Annotated in this window: 11 protein-coding genes and 1 pseudogene; 8 read left to right on the plus strand and 4 right to left on the minus strand. The window is 47.3% G+C overall.

What is annotated here, in order from left to right:
- Positions 1 to 19 precede the first annotated feature (19 nt).
- Positions 20 to 1,531: an HD domain-containing phosphohydrolase gene (locus tag NZ043_RS12260; RefSeq protein ID WP_091038281.1), complete on the plus strand. Its 1,512-nt coding sequence runs from the start codon at positions 20 to 22 to the stop codon at positions 1,529 to 1,531.
- A gap of 4 nt (positions 1,532 to 1,535) precedes the next feature.
- On the opposite strand, the gene NZ043_RS12265 is transcribed toward NZ043_RS12260, so the two are convergent.
- Positions 1,536 to 2,189 carry a phosphatase PAP2 family protein gene (locus NZ043_RS12265; RefSeq protein WP_083657323.1) on the minus strand — a complete coding sequence of 218 codons (654 nt, stop codon included), beginning with the start codon at positions 2,187 to 2,189 and terminating at the stop codon, positions 1,536 to 1,538.
- A gap of 476 nt (positions 2,190 to 2,665) precedes the next feature.
- On the opposite strand from NZ043_RS12265, the gene NZ043_RS12270 reads away from it, so the two are divergent.
- The 4 genes and pseudogenes from NZ043_RS12270 (at position 2,666) to NZ043_RS12285 (ending at position 6,700) form a co-directional block, all read left to right on the plus strand.
- Entirely contained in the window at positions 2,666 to 4,081 is a 1,416-nt protein-coding gene (locus NZ043_RS12270; RefSeq protein WP_091038285.1) for an ATP-binding protein, read from the plus strand.
- A 208-nt stretch (positions 4,082 to 4,289) separates the two neighbouring features.
- Positions 4,290 to 5,447, plus strand: coding sequence for an MFS transporter (locus NZ043_RS12275; RefSeq protein ID WP_197997917.1), 1,158 nt, complete (start codon positions 4,290 to 4,292; stop codon positions 5,445 to 5,447).
- Between the two features lie 44 nt (positions 5,448 to 5,491).
- Positions 5,492 to 6,177, plus strand: a pseudogene (locus tag NZ043_RS12280) (oxidoreductase).
- A gap of 148 nt (positions 6,178 to 6,325) precedes the next feature.
- On the plus strand, positions 6,326 to 6,700 hold the full coding sequence (locus tag NZ043_RS12285) for a RidA family protein (RefSeq protein WP_017690870.1): 375 nt from the start codon (positions 6,326 to 6,328) through the stop codon (positions 6,698 to 6,700).
- 113 nt (positions 6,701 to 6,813) lie between these two features.
- Here NZ043_RS12285 and NZ043_RS12290 read toward each other — a convergent pair whose 3' ends face one another.
- Complete coding sequence (locus NZ043_RS12290) at positions 6,814 to 7,572, minus strand: tryptophan-rich sensory protein (RefSeq protein ID WP_289391033.1); 759 nt, start codon at positions 7,570 to 7,572, stop codon at positions 6,814 to 6,816.
- 224 nt (positions 7,573 to 7,796) lie between these two features.
- On the opposite strand from NZ043_RS12290, the gene NZ043_RS12295 reads away from it, so the two are divergent.
- Positions 7,797 to 8,762, plus strand: a complete 966-nt coding sequence (locus tag NZ043_RS12295) for an arsenic resistance protein (protein ID WP_339311984.1) — start codon at positions 7,797 to 7,799, stop codon at positions 8,760 to 8,762.
- A 350-nt stretch (positions 8,763 to 9,112) separates the two neighbouring features.
- Here NZ043_RS12295 and NZ043_RS12300 read toward each other — a convergent pair whose 3' ends face one another.
- Both NZ043_RS12300 and NZ043_RS12305 read right to left on the minus strand, forming a co-directional pair.
- Positions 9,113 to 10,735, minus strand: coding sequence for a response regulator (locus tag NZ043_RS12300; RefSeq protein ID WP_339311985.1), 1,623 nt, complete (start codon positions 10,733 to 10,735; stop codon positions 9,113 to 9,115).
- A gap of 5 nt (positions 10,736 to 10,740) precedes the next feature.
- Positions 10,741 to 12,570 carry a sensor histidine kinase gene (locus NZ043_RS12305; protein ID WP_339311987.1) on the minus strand — a complete coding sequence of 610 codons (1,830 nt, stop codon included), beginning with the start codon at positions 12,568 to 12,570 and terminating at the stop codon, positions 10,741 to 10,743.
- 143 nt (positions 12,571 to 12,713) lie between these two features.
- Here NZ043_RS12305 and NZ043_RS12310 point away from each other — a divergent pair, with 143 nt between their 5' ends.
- Positions 12,714 to 13,595: a sugar ABC transporter permease gene (locus tag NZ043_RS12310; RefSeq protein WP_036607341.1), complete on the plus strand. Its 882-nt coding sequence runs from the start codon at positions 12,714 to 12,716 to the stop codon at positions 13,593 to 13,595.
- A complete protein-coding gene (locus NZ043_RS12315) occupies positions 13,595 to 14,431 on the plus strand; it encodes a carbohydrate ABC transporter permease (protein WP_036607337.1) in 837 nt (278 codons plus the stop codon). Before NZ043_RS12310 ends, NZ043_RS12315 begins: the two co-directional genes overlap by 1 nt.
- Positions 14,432 to 15,300: the final 869 nt, after the last annotated feature.

Here is a 15,300-nt window from a genome sequence, read left to right on the forward strand (position 1 = left end):
TAGAGAGTGAGGGGTTCAGTTGGAAGCATACCGTTCATTTATCTTTCGCCTGATACGCAATTATCTGATCGGTTCACTGGCAGCTGTTTTTGTTGTCGGTACAGTAGTTATGGTATCTACTCTGCAAATACCCAATATTCAATTTGTTCGGCTCATCTTCATTGTACTGATTTCACTCTTGTTCATGCTGGTTGCTGAATTAATTACGCTGTGGGTGCAGCTTGGCCCCATAAGACAATTTTTCACTTCCGAGCATCATGAGAGAGACGAACTGAACCACATGTATGAGAAAATTCATCGTTTCCCGGGACAGACCATATATCGGATCATGGGTCCGCACATGCTTGGTTTTTCACTTCCGGCAGCCGGATTAACAATATGGATGATATCCACAGGGTGGCTTGAATTCCCTTACTTGTATATTGTCGTGGCCGCTGCGTGTGCCTTTCTGATTGCCATCATGCATGCGCTGATTGAATATTACCTAACGGTGCGGGCGATTAGACCCCTGTTACTTGAGATTCGTCATCGAGGCAAAGTCCAATACGGGATGGAACCTTCACTGGGAGGGCGCATCCTGGTATCGATCCAGCGTAAATTTCAGCTAAGTACGGCACTGATTGGCTTATTTCCTCTTTTTCTATTTTTCCTGGCTACATATATCAGACTTCAGTATATGGACAGTGAATTTGCGAAAGAGTACATACTGTGGGGAATTCTCATCGTTGTTCTGGGCGCGGGGTTTGCGCTGGTGGGAAGCTGGCTGTTGATTCGTGATGTTCGTGATCCAGTTGCTGAACTGACGCATGAGATGAACCGAATTCAGGGGGGAGATCTTGGCAGACGAGCTCCGGATCTATATGCGGATGAGTTTTCGGCACTGATCTCCGGCTTTAATATGATGATTAATCGGCTGGAGATGAGACAGGAACGCAATCGACAGCTGTTGCAAAGTTATTTTTCTACACTGGCTGCTGCTTTAGACGCCCGAGATAAGTACACGGCAGGACATTCCATGCGTGTGGCAGAGTATTCGCTGATGATTGGCAAGCTGAGCGGAATGAATGAGGAACAGGCGGATTTATTGTACAAATCAGCCCTGCTTCATGATATCGGGAAAATCGGCATACCTGATGAGGTACTGCTGAAGGATGGAAAACTAAGCGATGAGGAATTCGCGATTATTCGCACACATCCCGTGCAGGGAGAGAGTATTTTGTTGCAGATAGAGCCTATTGATGCCATGGCCGACTTTCTGCCAGGTGTACGATCTCACCATGAGAGATATGATGGCAAAGGATACCCGGATGGGATGGCTGGTGATGATATTCCCCTTTTTGGCCGCATCATTGCGGTAGCGGATGCCTTTGATGCCATGACGTCTGATCGACCATATCGGAATGGGATGAGTCACGAGAAAGCGCTAACGATTTTGGAAGAAGGAAAAGGGACCCAATGGGACCCCTATTTTGCAGGTTTGTTTATTGATGAATGGAGACGACAACAGCATCTTCAGAAACCGTCGAAGTGAGGGATCAGTTGATCCCCTCTGTCCACTTCGATTCTTTTCTGCGTCTCCGGTGTAGAGCGAGGCCTGTTATGATGGTGAGAACGCATTCGCCGAGTATGACTGCACCCAAGGCGTCATAGATCACATGTTGTTTGATCATTAGCGTGGATACGATAATGGTTGCTGCCCCGGCGGCCACCAAAATCTTGATGGGTTTGCGGATGCTTGGAACCGAGAGAACAGCGCGCATAACCAGATAAGAGTGAAGAGAATGAATACTTGGAAAACAATTATAAGGACGATCCTGGCTATAGAGCCATCCGAGAACAGATGCTCCCAGGCCTGTACCCGTCAGTTCCGGGCGCGGTACCATGGTCTGAAAGTTGAAGTAGATCAGATAACAGATCCAGACACAGATATTCATGGATAACAAGACACGGTAATACGTCAGGCGATCCTTGGCACATAGGTAAGCGAGCACACCGAATACAAACGGGTACCAGCCCAAATATGGAATGGACATGCCAGGCACGTAGGGAATGATCCGGTCGAGCGGTGAATCAAGAACTACGAACCCGCGTTCCGGACTATTAAGAATATCATAGAACAGCCCCATGACGGCCAAAGACAGCATTAAACTCAATGACAGCCAATAGGATTTGCTTTTTAACAATTGCACAACATCTTTCTCCTTTCATTCATGTTCCGACGAACATGACCCCAGCAAATAACTATATAAGTTGCACTATACTTTCATTTACACGAGAACGGAGAGGACAGAAATAACCTGAAGAAGCGGAGCTAAAGCTTTCTGAAAGAAAGCTGCATCGGAAGCATACGCTTCGCCTTTATCCACGGATTTTCCCTTTCAGAAAAGGGAATCGAAAAAATCTGGGGATAACAGCGATCAGAATGTTGTTCTGTCATCGGAGTAGCAAGTGTAATTATTCTTTAGTTTAATCTATATAGTAGTTTAAATTTAAACAACAATATATTCTACTACGACCAGCGCACAAATTGAATCCTGATTTGTGTATTTTTGTTTATTTTTTTGACGAAGAAGGAATGCGGAAGTTTCAATGGGCATGATATGATAGAGACAGATACGGACGAAGGCAATTTGGCCAGTAAAGTCGGTACAACAGGAGTGAGTGAATGCAATTTTCAAAAATGTTCGTATTGAATATGGGGATGCTTATTACCATTGCATATCTTGCTAGTGTGTTCTATAAATATGTCGTAATACGTACTTCTTCCCGAGTGAAGCAGATCAGTTCCGTACTTGTCCTTATTTTTGCAGGTTGGATCAGTACGGTTTTTGGGTTTCAACTCACCGATGAAGTGGTCTTTGACCTTCGATATGTTCCTTTAATTGTTGCCGTTCTAACGTATAGACAACCCTATAGCGTAATCATCGTGGGTATTGGAATTGGGCTGTCGCGGCTGACTTTTGGCATCACGGATGCTACATTGGCGGCAGTACTTAACATGTCTATTTTGGGCGTGATATGTGCAGGTCTGAATATATGGATGAGACGCAGCAACTACAGGCTGATTATTAAAGGAATCCTTGTTACAGTTATCGTCAATGTGGTCAATAGTGTAAACATTGCTATCGTTGGTGTAATCCCGGCTACATACTTCTTTTCACATATTATGCCTTATACACTCCCTACAGGCATTTTGCTGAGCCTTATTTTTGCATTTATTTTACGTGATTTTCAGAATGAACAGAATCGAATTTTGCTGATCCAGAGTACAAACCGGCTTTTATCTGTGCAAAAGGAAGAGTTACAGAAAGCCCAGATTGTACTGGAGGATCGAGCGAAACAATTGATGATTGCCTCACAGTACAAATCCGAATTTCTCGCCAATATGTCCCATGAACTGCGTACACCACTGAACAGTGTCATTAACTTTGCCCAGATGATCAGCGAGAATGCGGACACGATGGATCAGGAGGATATTGTACGTTTTGCCAATATGATCGACCACTCCGGGCAGGAACTGCTCACGCTCATTAACGATATTCTGGATCTCTCCAAAGTAGAAGCGGGGCGGCTGGATATTGTACTGGAGGATATCAGTGTCGCACAACTTACAGAAGATGCCATGAGCCACTTTCAGCTCGTTGCCGAGAAAAAAGGTATTCAGTTGGTTCTGGACAAAAAACAGGGACTGCCCGAGACGCTCTGGTCTGATCCCCAGCGGGTTCAACAGATTTTGCGGAATCTGATGTCCAATGCCGTCAAGTTCACGCACCGGGGGAAGGTCACACTGACCGTAAGCACCAAGCAGATTAAGAATGCAGGTATTCAGAATCGATGGCTTATTTTCTCTGTTCAGGACACAGGCATTGGCATTGCTGAGGACAAGCATCATTCCATATTTGAAGCATTTCAGCAGGCTGACGGGTCGATTAGTCGAAAATTTGGCGGTACCGGACTAGGCCTGTCGATCAGTCGGGATTTAGCGAGATTACTGGGGGGATCGATTGAACTGGAGAGCACTGAAGGTAAAGGAAGCACCTTCCATCTCTATCTTCCGTTGGACCGTGAAAAAATGAGTTGACAACCTTCGCGCCGTGAGTAGAATTTGGGATGACAACTAGCATCGACCGGCTTTTGAGACCCGGTCTAAGGAGTGTATCCCCATACAGAAGACGGTCAACGTTAACCCTCCCCCGTTAGCAAGCAAACCACGGCGCAAGGGTTCGACACAACGCACGAATTTATCGATTGCAACATGGGAGGGTGTACCGGCAATTATTTTACAGACCTTGCTGGGCGGCCCGTTTTTAACCGGATTTCTGCTGTACCTTGGGGCCGGGTCGAGACATATCGGCTTTGTGCTCGCGATTACAACATTTGTGAACATTGCCCAGATCGGAGCAGCTTACTGGATGCAGCGTATTCGCAGCCGTAAACGCATGCTGCTGCTGTTCGTGGGCACACATCGTATTTTGTGGAGTGCAACGGGACTGATTCCGTTTATATTCCCCAAAGAGTGGTGGGTAAGTGTATATATTGGCGTGTATACGGTTGCTTTTATATCAAATACCATCGGCGGTATGATCTGGACTTCACTGATTGGCGACATCGTACCTGCCAAGGTGAGAGGGCGTTATTTTGGAATTCGAAATACGATTCTGAATGCTCTTGGAAGCGTATGCTTATTTGCAGGCGGTATTGTTTTGGACCGTTACCCCGGAGAAATGGGTTTTCTAATCCTGTTTATTCCGGTGTGGATCTGTGCCATTGCCAATACAGTCATCTATTTTTTCTATCCGGACGTTCCCTTTGAACGTTCTACCGAAAAGGTTTTCTGGCGCATGTTCATCAAGCCGTTCCAGGATCGTTCTTTCCTGAAAGCAACGCTGTTCCTGGCTGTCTGGTTATTGATCCAGACCTTGATTGTTCCGCTCTATTCCTATGTTATGTTGGATCTATTGAATATTAATTATCAGACGGTATCCCTGATCACGGTAGTCCAGACGCTGGTTATGATGGCCGGTTTCTATGTCTGGGGCAATCTGAATGCCAGATTCAGCAACAAAACCCTCCTTTTCTGGACATTGCCAGTCATTGCACTCTCCTGTCTGTCGTGGGGTTTAATGTCGTTCATGCCTGTATTGATCGCGCTATTTCTATCGCATATCTTCCTTGGGATTGGTGTAGGTGGATTCAATCAGCTGGCATTTAACTTTACCATCGGAGACACACCCAAAAGTGAAAGACCGATGTTTGTCGCGGTGTATTCGGCTCTGACCGGAGTAACTTCATTTCTTGGGCCGCTGTTGGGCGGTTGGTTGTATGAAAAGATGGAGACTTGGTCGGATGCGCTGGCCTGGATCTCAGCCTATGGATTTCAGGTGGGGGTTGGTGTCGTGATGCTGATTCTGACATTTACCCTTGGACGTCGTGTACTGTTAAAATAGTAATGATATCGCATAACTTAATATAAAGATGGCGAAGTGGAGGGATGTATTTGAATCGTCTCGAACGGAAAGCCATGGTGATTGGAGCCACGGGGCTTGTAGGCGAATTACTGGTTCATAATCTGCTGGAGCACTCGGCATACAGCCTGGTTCGGGTTCTGGTTAGACGTCCGCTTGAGCTGCAACATCCCAAACTGGAACAGCATGTGGTGGACTGGGAACAGCTGGAGAGCCAAGACCACTTATTCGATGGAATCGATGACCTGTATTGTTGTTTGGGTACAACGATCAAAAAAGCAGGCAGTCAGGACAATTTTCGTCAGGTGGATTATCATTACCCGGTTCGTGCAGCTACTATTGCGAAGCAACAGGTGTATCACAGATGATGGTGATCTCCTCCATGGGAGCGAGTGCAGATTCCCGGGTCTTTTACAGTCGGACCAAGGGGGAAATGGAGGATGCATTGTCCAATATCGGTTTTCAGTCATTGCATATCTTCCGCCCGTCCTTAATCCTGGGAGATCGAAACGAGAAGCGGTTTGGTGAGCAGATGGCTACCTATGCCATGAAGTTTCTGGATCGCTGGATGAAAGGCAGAGCGGACAAATACCGGGCGGTCCACGCCGCAACCATTGCACAGGCCATGACCAATATTGCGATGGTGCAAGCCAAGGGAAACCATGTGTATCCGAATGATGTCATTCATGTCCTTGGTGTGGACGGGGGCTAAGAAACCTTTGAACTAGCTGTTTACTTCATGTGGCTGGTGAGGAGCGTTTCTCGCTTGAGGTAGATCGTGGTATAATAGGCAACAAAAATGAGTTCGAACCCTGACTCCATGCGGCAGCAGGATAACGAACATGAAGGAGAACTCGTCCATGAAAAAACCAATCTCTACCGATCAGGCGCCAGGCGCCATTGGTCCATACAGTCAAGCCGTTGATGCAGGCGATTTCATCTACACTTCCGGGCAACTTGGCCTGAATCCTCAAACGGGAGAGTTCGGCGCAGATGTACAGGAGCAGACACGTCTGTCCTTGAGCAATGTAAAGGCTATCCTTGAAGCAGCAGGCACAAGTATGGATAAAATCGTGAAAACGACGGTGTTCCTGAAAGACATGAACGACTTCGTTCCTGTGAATGAAGTGTATAGCACGTTCTTCGAACAGCCGTATCCTGCACGCAGTGCAGTGGAAGTTGCTCGTTTGCCAAAAGATGCACTGGTGGAGATTGAAGTTATTGCCCTGAAATAGGACAACCTTCATTCGCTAAGGTATACATAAAAAGCCGATTTCAGGTCGAATGACCAGGATCGGCTTTTTGCATTTTTGCGTTATATTTAAGCGATATATATGATGGGATTTGCTCAATCGCGATCCTGATTCCGGGCGAAGAACAGCCATACCGCATAGATGGCCAGTACGATCGCAATGATGATTGCCGTATAATATACGGAAGTGACATCCTTTTGTTTAAGTGCAATGGCGATATACGCCCATGTGAATACAAGTGGGTATATGCTATCGCGATAACGGAAGCTAACGAGTACAGCCAGCACCATACCCACAATCAGCATAATGATCGTCCAGGTTGGTTCGCTGATACCAAAACCATCCCAGCCTATTTTATATAACAGCACCGCTGCATTGACAATGGTTGCCACGCTAATCCATCCAAGATAAATGCTGAATGGCAGCTTCACAAGCCAGATCTCAGCAGTGGTTGGCACAGTAATGGTACGTGTTTTTACATACAGCATGATCAGAGACAACAGAAGCAGTACAATAATCAGTAAAGCGAGACCGGTCTGCAAGTTTTGAAAAGCAAAAATCCAGGCTACGTTGAAAGCGCAGCTTGCCAGGAACCAATACCCGAGACGGGTAATCGAGTCCCTTTTCCAGGAAGCGGGCACGAACTGATAGATCACGAACCCTGCTAACAGCAAGTAAATCAAACCCCATATAGAGAAGGCATAGCCGGAAGGTGTGAGTAGCACAGGATACATATCCGATACTTCTTTATTGGTCTTGCCCCCGATCGGCAGAGCGTTGGAGAGGTAGTTCACGATAATTACAGCGATAAAACCAATGGCGTTTAACCACTTGTACGGATTGTTACGTGACATTGTGTTTCCTCCTTGGTTTAACGAATGAATGAACCACGGGTCAGTCTACAATGAATATACCCAGTTCTTGCACATTCTAATAACAGCCGCAAAAAATTCACAAGTTGATCTTGCAGATTTTGTGCTCTGCCGCTACGTTGGAACAGTACTCTGTCCCAATGTACGCGAAACCAAACAGAAATATGTCCATGCCCACGATGTCCCACTGGAAGAGGAGGCAGAGAATGCTCACAAGAGAAACGATGGAGAAACAGCAGACTTGGTTCTATGTAGTTGCACTGTTCGTAGGAGCAGCGATAGGGCTGAGTAATCCGGCATGGGGGGATATTTTGGGCTACACCGTGTCTCCGATACTGGCCATGCTGTTATATAGCATGTTCGTACAGATTCCCTTTTTACAGTTAAAAGAGTCCTGGTCGAATCTTCGATTTATGGGGGCGCTACTGGTGGCTAATTTTATCGTTGTACCTGTAGTTGTTTGGTTGCTTACACTGGTCTTTCCGCAATCACCAGGCGTTCTGATCGGAGTCTATCTGGTACTGTTAACACCCTGTATTGATTACGTCATTGTGTTCACACAACTCGGCAGGGGCAATGAAAAACTGATGCTCGCCGCTACACCTCTTTTATTTGTCATACAAATGATCCTGTTGCCGTTTTATTTATGGCTATTGATGGGTACTGAGGTAGCGCAGTTCATGCAGGTAGGGCCGTTTGTAGAGGCTTTTCTGTTCCTGATCGTTATTCCACTGCTGCTCGCTGTTGTTACACAAGTTCTCTCAAGAGGTAAAGCGAGCGGGGAGCGGGTCATAAATGCGACGGCATGGCTCCCGGTTCCTATGATGGCACTTGCGCTGATCGTGGTTGTCGCATCTCAGATTGGCAAAGTCTACAATGATATGGTGATCATCGTAAACGTGATCCCGATCTACATTGCTTTTCTGATCATTATGCCTTGGATATCTCGGATCATTGCTACTGGATTTCGATTGAATCCGGGTGCAGGGCGGGCGTTAATTTTCAGTTCAGCCACACGGAATTCGCTGGTTGTTCTGCCGCTAGCACTGGCACTCCCACCAGAATGGGCAACCATAGCTGCGGCAGTCATCGTTACACAGACGATGGTGGAGCTTGCAGGGGAGCTAATCTACATTCGACTTGTACCTGCGGTGATTTTGCGGGATCGGTGAGCGGACTAGGACGTATCTATGTTATGATATATTACAATTAATAAAACCATTTTTGGTAAATAAAAGGTGGTGTGGATATCGCTATTTATAGGAAAGTGATGTTCTACTTGGATATTGCTTTATTACTGTTCATCCTCATTATTTTCCCTATACAAGCTCAGAAGACGGAGAGCAACTTCCCTTACGTAATTATGGCTATATTCTTACTTGTAATAATCTTTCGGATTGTATCTTATCTTAGAAAAGAAAGAGCTAAAAAATCATCTTGAGCGATGCTGTTATTCAGGTTTAGTAAGTAGAAATAAGGACTCCCGTGAGGAGTCCTTTTAGTTTAGTTCAAGGTATTACATTCAAGCCTCCAATAATGTTTTACGATATTCCGCTGGCGTGATGCCCTCCATTTTTTTGAACACTTTGCTGAAATACTTTTCATCCTGGAATCCAACCATCTCCGAGATTTTGGCAACTCGCAGGGAAGGGTTTTGCAATAACAGCTTGGCGTTATTGATTCGCAGTTTGCCCAGATATTCCGACCAGTTCAGACCAAATTGCTGTTTGAATTTGCGGGAGATATACTCCCGGCTCAGGTAGAAACGCGCGGCAATCTGCTGCAAGGACAGGTCCTCCTGATAATGGGCGTCCATATAACGTGCAATCTCACTCATGGGATCAGGATTGGCGTGGTGATGAGCGGTGAGCGCCTTTCCTGCGGCAAGCAGTCGTTGTTCCAATAATGAACGAAGCAGGGGGAAGGATAACAGTCCTTCAGCGTCCAAAGGTAACTCGGCAAAGGGAATAGACTGTTCCTCCGTCACTTCTTCCTCTTTGAATGACGAACCTGCCGTATCATCAAGCCAGCGGCTCAGCATCCATTCCAGCTCATCGATCCATTGCTGGATCTGCTCAGCACTGACAACCCCAAGATCAGTAATCGGGTCAAGCCACTCGGCGACCGCAGCAGATACACTGGAAGCCCGGCAGCTCATGGCTGCCATACGCAGGGGTTCTTCATGGGCGGTTAAACGCCTGATTTTATTCCCATTTGATGATTCCACTGAGGCATGGATTCGCTGTTTAATCTGCACAGCATTACGTCGCCACAACCTTGAACTTGCTTCCAGATAGGCCGCTGAGATTCCGCCAGGGTAGGACTCACAGGTGGAGATGCCAAAATGAAGCCTGCGCTGAATTGTCTGCTCCAATCCATGATTGACCTTGTCCAGAATATGTTCCAATGAAGTGGATGAACCCCAATGTAGCAGAACAATCTCGTCCGGTTGATCCAACTGACGAAACATTACGCCTTCGTCTGGTGTGGATAACATCTCGGCACAGATATTGAGCACCGAGAACACAAGCAGATCTGGTTGACTGCGGTATTTTGCCAGACAATCTGCATCCAGATGGGACAGGCTGGTGACAGCGACACTACAGACAGGGATTAGACAGGGGAGATTTAACTCATCCTGCAATCGCTGCATGTGTGATGGGCTGCTGCCTCTGCCGACGGCAAGTTCGGTGAGCAGACGATCCTGGTAGTGGGGGCGCATTCGATTAACGACAATGGATTGCCTGGTGGATTGTATCCGAATGGCGTCTTCCTCTTCCCAAGCTGTAACGGCCTTTAATAGAGATGCATTCAGCTCATCTGCTTCCACAGGTTTCAGGAGGTAGTCCATGCCACCATGCCTGATTGCATGCCTCACGAGTTCAAAATCATCATATCCGCTGATAACCAGCACCTTGCTGTGTGGGGCATGAGTCGATATCCATTCAAGCAATGCCATACCGTCCTTGCCTGGCATACGCATGTCACTGAGTATGATTTGAGGTTGATGTACCGTGATGGCGGCGATGGCTTCATCCCCGTCTGCTGCTTCAAGTAATGTATCAATGCCAAACTCTTCCCAATGACCAAGCAACCTTATGGCATCGCGGACATGTTTTTCATCATCTACAAGCAGTGCCTTCATGTTGTTCACTCTCCCGCGTATAGTTTAACCGTGATCTTCACACCATTGGGTTCCCGATTACTGATCTCAAGCCTGGCTGAGTGACCGGGATGTGAGTTCAATTGAAGTCGGCGTATTACATTTCGTAGACCGATGGATTCAGACTCGTCGGATTCTTGTGTGGATAACCCGGTTGTTGTATGACTTTGATGCAGCCATCCGCGGATCTCCAGTAATTTATCTTCAGGTATGGAGGGGCCGTTATTAATCAGTTCTATTTCAATCCAATGATCGTTGATCCGGCGGCTGGATAGGGATATGTGACCTTTGCCTGGCTGAATATCTGCTCCATGTTTGAAATAGTTTTCAATTAAAGGTTGTAACGTCATTCTTGGCATTTCGACAGACAGGGTATCTTCGGCAAAATCCAAATCCACCTCAAGGCGGTCACCGAACCGCTCCTGCTGCAGTTCCAGATATAATCGGGCATGCTCGGCCTCTTCGCGTAAGGTCACGCGGGTCTGATCCCGCATGCTGTAGCGCAGCATTTTGGACAGGCTAGAGAGTAGTATATACGCCCGTTGTCCCTGCTGTTGAAGGGCAAGTGTACCGATCGATTGCAGTGTGTTATATAGAAAATGCGGATGAATCTGCGCTTGCAACGCTTTGAGCTGATTTGTCTTATTGGCGATTTCGAGTCGATATTCCCGCAAAATAAGATTATTTACCGTATCCATCATATCCCGGAAATGACGAGCGAGCACCCCGAATTCATCGCGACTGGATAGATGGATATCCACATGCAGACGCCCGGCTTGAATCTGGTTCATATACCGCATGAGTTGCTTGAGCGGACCGGTGATTCGGATGGAGATAAACAAGGTTGCAATAATGACTAATACAAGTGCTGCGATGGCAATCATCGCGTTATTCCGCGTAAGTGTGGTGGCTCTGGCATATAACGTCTCATTCGGAATCTGTTTGACGATGGTCCAGTCAGCGTACGTGCTGCCAAGTTGCTGGTATACATACATGGAACGATCCTGTTCAAAATGTCCTGCGACATTCTGGGCTGTACCTGCGCTAGATCGCGCGATATTCAGTTCACTAGCCGTTTCCTCTCGTAGTGCATCCGTATGATTGACCTCGGAACGTCCTTGGTAAATGATCTGATTCTGACCATCCACAACATAGATTTGTTCCTTAGCCGGATCATACAGCCTGCCACAGATTGCTGCAATGGTATTCATATTCAGATCAATGGCGAGTACACCCAGGCGCTCGGTGGACGGAATATCCTTGATCACCCGATGCAGGGTAATGACCGTTCTTTCAGGGTCATCGGGGGAGGCTGCCTTGAATCCGTAAGTGTGACTCATATGGGCCGATTCCACCCAGATATCCGGGATATCACCGCCTGTTTTTCCATGGAGCGAGCCGGAATAGGCCTGTTTGCGTTCCTCCCGCTTCGGAAAGGGATTTGTAATCAAGGTGGATTGATTGGCGGCAAAAGAGTGCAAATACAGCTGGAATACATCCGGCACAGCCGCGCGGATGGTCTGCAAAGTGGTGTACACCTCGGCAACCGCACGATAATCCCCAGGAATTTTTGCCAAGTTACGCAAAAAGTTCGGGTCGTTATACACAGCGAGCGACGCTCTGGCCACGTTATCCACATAGTTATTGAGATTGGTGGAAGCTTGATAGATCAGGCGTTTGTTCTCTTCCACGGCCTGTTCCCGTAGGGCCGTTTTGGTCTGGATAAACGTCATGCTGATCGATGCGAGCAGCGGAAGGGTGGTAGCAATGAGCATAAAGGCAATCAATTTGGTGCGTATACTGTAGTATTTGGACATCGGAACACCCCTTCTGGTTGCAGGTTAAGAGAGGACAATATTTTACCCCCAACTGTTCACAAGGGTCGGTGTTTCCCTCGGCGATAATGGGGTTTAATAGAAAAAGAGACCAATTTCATCCATCTATAGAAGGGGAGAACGATATGAAGCATCGCAAATCTTCACAGCTGTTACAGCAGCTTGTGTTCGTGGGTCCCTCCATCGTGTTTTTTATTCTCATCATCGTGGTCCCTTTCCTGCTTGGCATGGTGTATTCCTTCACGGATTGGAACGGGGTATCCGAGAACATTAATTGGGTAGGGTTTGACAACTTCGTGCATGTTTTTGCGAATGATCCCAAGTTCCAAACGGCGTTTTGGTTTACGGTGCGCTTCACCGTGGTTGGTGTGGTACTGACCAATGTGATTGGCTTTTTCCTGGCGTATTTCCTGACCAAACCGCTCAAGACGAGAAACATTCTGCGTACGATCTTTTTTATGCCGAACGTGATCGGTGGGTTGTTGCTCGGCTTTATCTGGCAGTTCATATTTGTGAAAGGGTTTTCAGCAGTAGGCGATGTAACAGGATGGTCCTTCTTCAACCTTCCTTGGCTGGGAGATGAACCGACCGCCTTCTGGGGAATCGTGATTGTGTTTGTATGGCAGACCGCAGGATATCTGATGGTCATCTACATCTCATCTCTGACGAATGTATCCCCTGATCTGCTGGAAGCTGCCGAGATTGATGGCGCAAGTCGCTGGCAGGTACTGCGGAGCATCATTCTTCCGCTCATTATGCCGGGTGTAACGATCTGTCTGTTCTTGGCGATCTCTTGGTCGTTCAAAATGTTCGATCTCAATCTGTCACTGACCAAAGGTGGACCATTCGGATCAACAGAGTCGGTTGCACTCAATATTTACAATGAAGCCTTTGTGAATAACAGATATGGCATCGGAACCGCCAAGGCGCTCGTGTTCTTCGTAATCGTTGCCATCATCACCATGATTCAGGTACGTCTGACGAAGAGCAAGGAGGTAGAAGCCTAATGGAGACGACGAAAAATTACCGCTTCAGTACCATTGTAACCGAGATTGTCATGGTACTCCTTGGACTTTTATTCCTGGTTCCGTTTTACTTCCTGTTTGTGAATTCGGTCAAAACATTCGGTGATCTACTTACCAATTCGGCTGCATGGCCGGAAGTATTTCAGTGGGGCAACTATGCGAACGCTTGGGAGAAAATTAACTTCCCGTCGGCGCTGATGAACTCGCTTATCGTTACGGTAGTCAGCAATCTGTTGCTTGTGCTGATCAGTTCCATGGCCGCGTATCGAATGGTCCGCAGTGATACCCGGTTCAACCGGATTTTGTTCGGCATGTTCATTGCCGCTATGGTGATTCCGTTCCAGTCTATCATGATTCCACTCGTTACTGTAACTAGTAATCTCGGGCTGATCGATAGCCTTGGCGGACTCATCATCTGTTATCTCGGTTTCGGGGCACCGATGTCTGTCTTCCTGTTCCACGGGTTTGTAAAATCCGTCCCACTGGAGATTGAGGAGGCGGCTCGTGTGGATGGAAGCTCGGTCTACGGGGTGTTCTTCCGGATCGTATTTCCACTCATGAAACCGATGTATGTAACCGTCATCATTTTGAACACACTCTGGATCTGGAATGATTATCTGCTCCCATCCCTGATCCTGCAAAGCTCCAACCTGCGTACGATCCCGATTGCGACCTTTGCGCTCTTCGGTCAATATACGAAGCAATGGGATCTAGCCTTGCCGGCACTTGTACTGGGCATTATGCCGATCATTATCTTCTTCCTGCTGATGCAGAAGTATATCATTCAAGGGATTACCGCTGGATCAGTTAAAGGGTGAGTGCGAGTGCAGGTCGCTACCGGGCTCAAGTTGCGCTTTCGGTCGCTGTTGCTCCTCGGTGGCCTGGATGTATTAGGGCAAGGAAGCCACCGAGTATCAAAGGCGAACGCTCCGCTCCTGCAACGCATCCTTGATCCCTTTGCTCCCACCTCGCATGGAGGTGTGCAAAGGGAGTCATGCCCGCATAGCTTGGGCATGACTCCTAGGGAAGAGAAAGCATCGATAATGAGAAAAGAGCAATAAAGAGAAAAGACCAAGTAAAAGATTTAAAGATCAGATCGGTGAGGTAGAAGGGAGTGTGCGAGGGAAGGGGCGCTGGAGGGCTCAAGCGGGGAGTGTGAGGGCAGGTCGCTACCGGGCTCAAGTTGCGCTTTCGGTCGCTGTTGCTCCTCGGTGGCCTGAATGTATTAGGGCAAGGAAGCCACCGAGTATCAAAGGCGAACGCTCCGCTCCTACATCGCATCCTGATCCCTTTGCTCCCACCTCGCATGGAGGTATGTAAAGGGGGTCATGCCCGCATGGCTTGGGCATGACTCCTAGGGAAGAGAAAAGACCGATAAAGAGAAAAGACCAAGAAAGAAGCTTGTATAGCCAGGAACTTCTTCTACAGAGTGATGGTATGCTCCCTGTTCAAAGCGCTAACGAATCCACCACATCTTAATAGGTGGATAATCAAGGAATACAAATTGTAACGAATCTCAGCAACGTTATTATTCGGGTACAAAACGGCGTCAGAGCCTTGAAATTCGACCAAAACAACGAAATAGCGTCGCTATGATTTGTTAGGCTGAAGATTTGCGCAAATAGGAGCGGATAACGTGCGCTCGGTTCGTTAGAATGAAAACACGTTTCAAGGGAAGGTTATTCTG

Origin of the sequence: Paenibacillus sp. FSL k6-2145, assembly GCF_037976585.1 — a bacterium.
Classification (GTDB): Bacteria; Bacillota; Bacilli; order Paenibacillales; family Paenibacillaceae; genus Paenibacillus.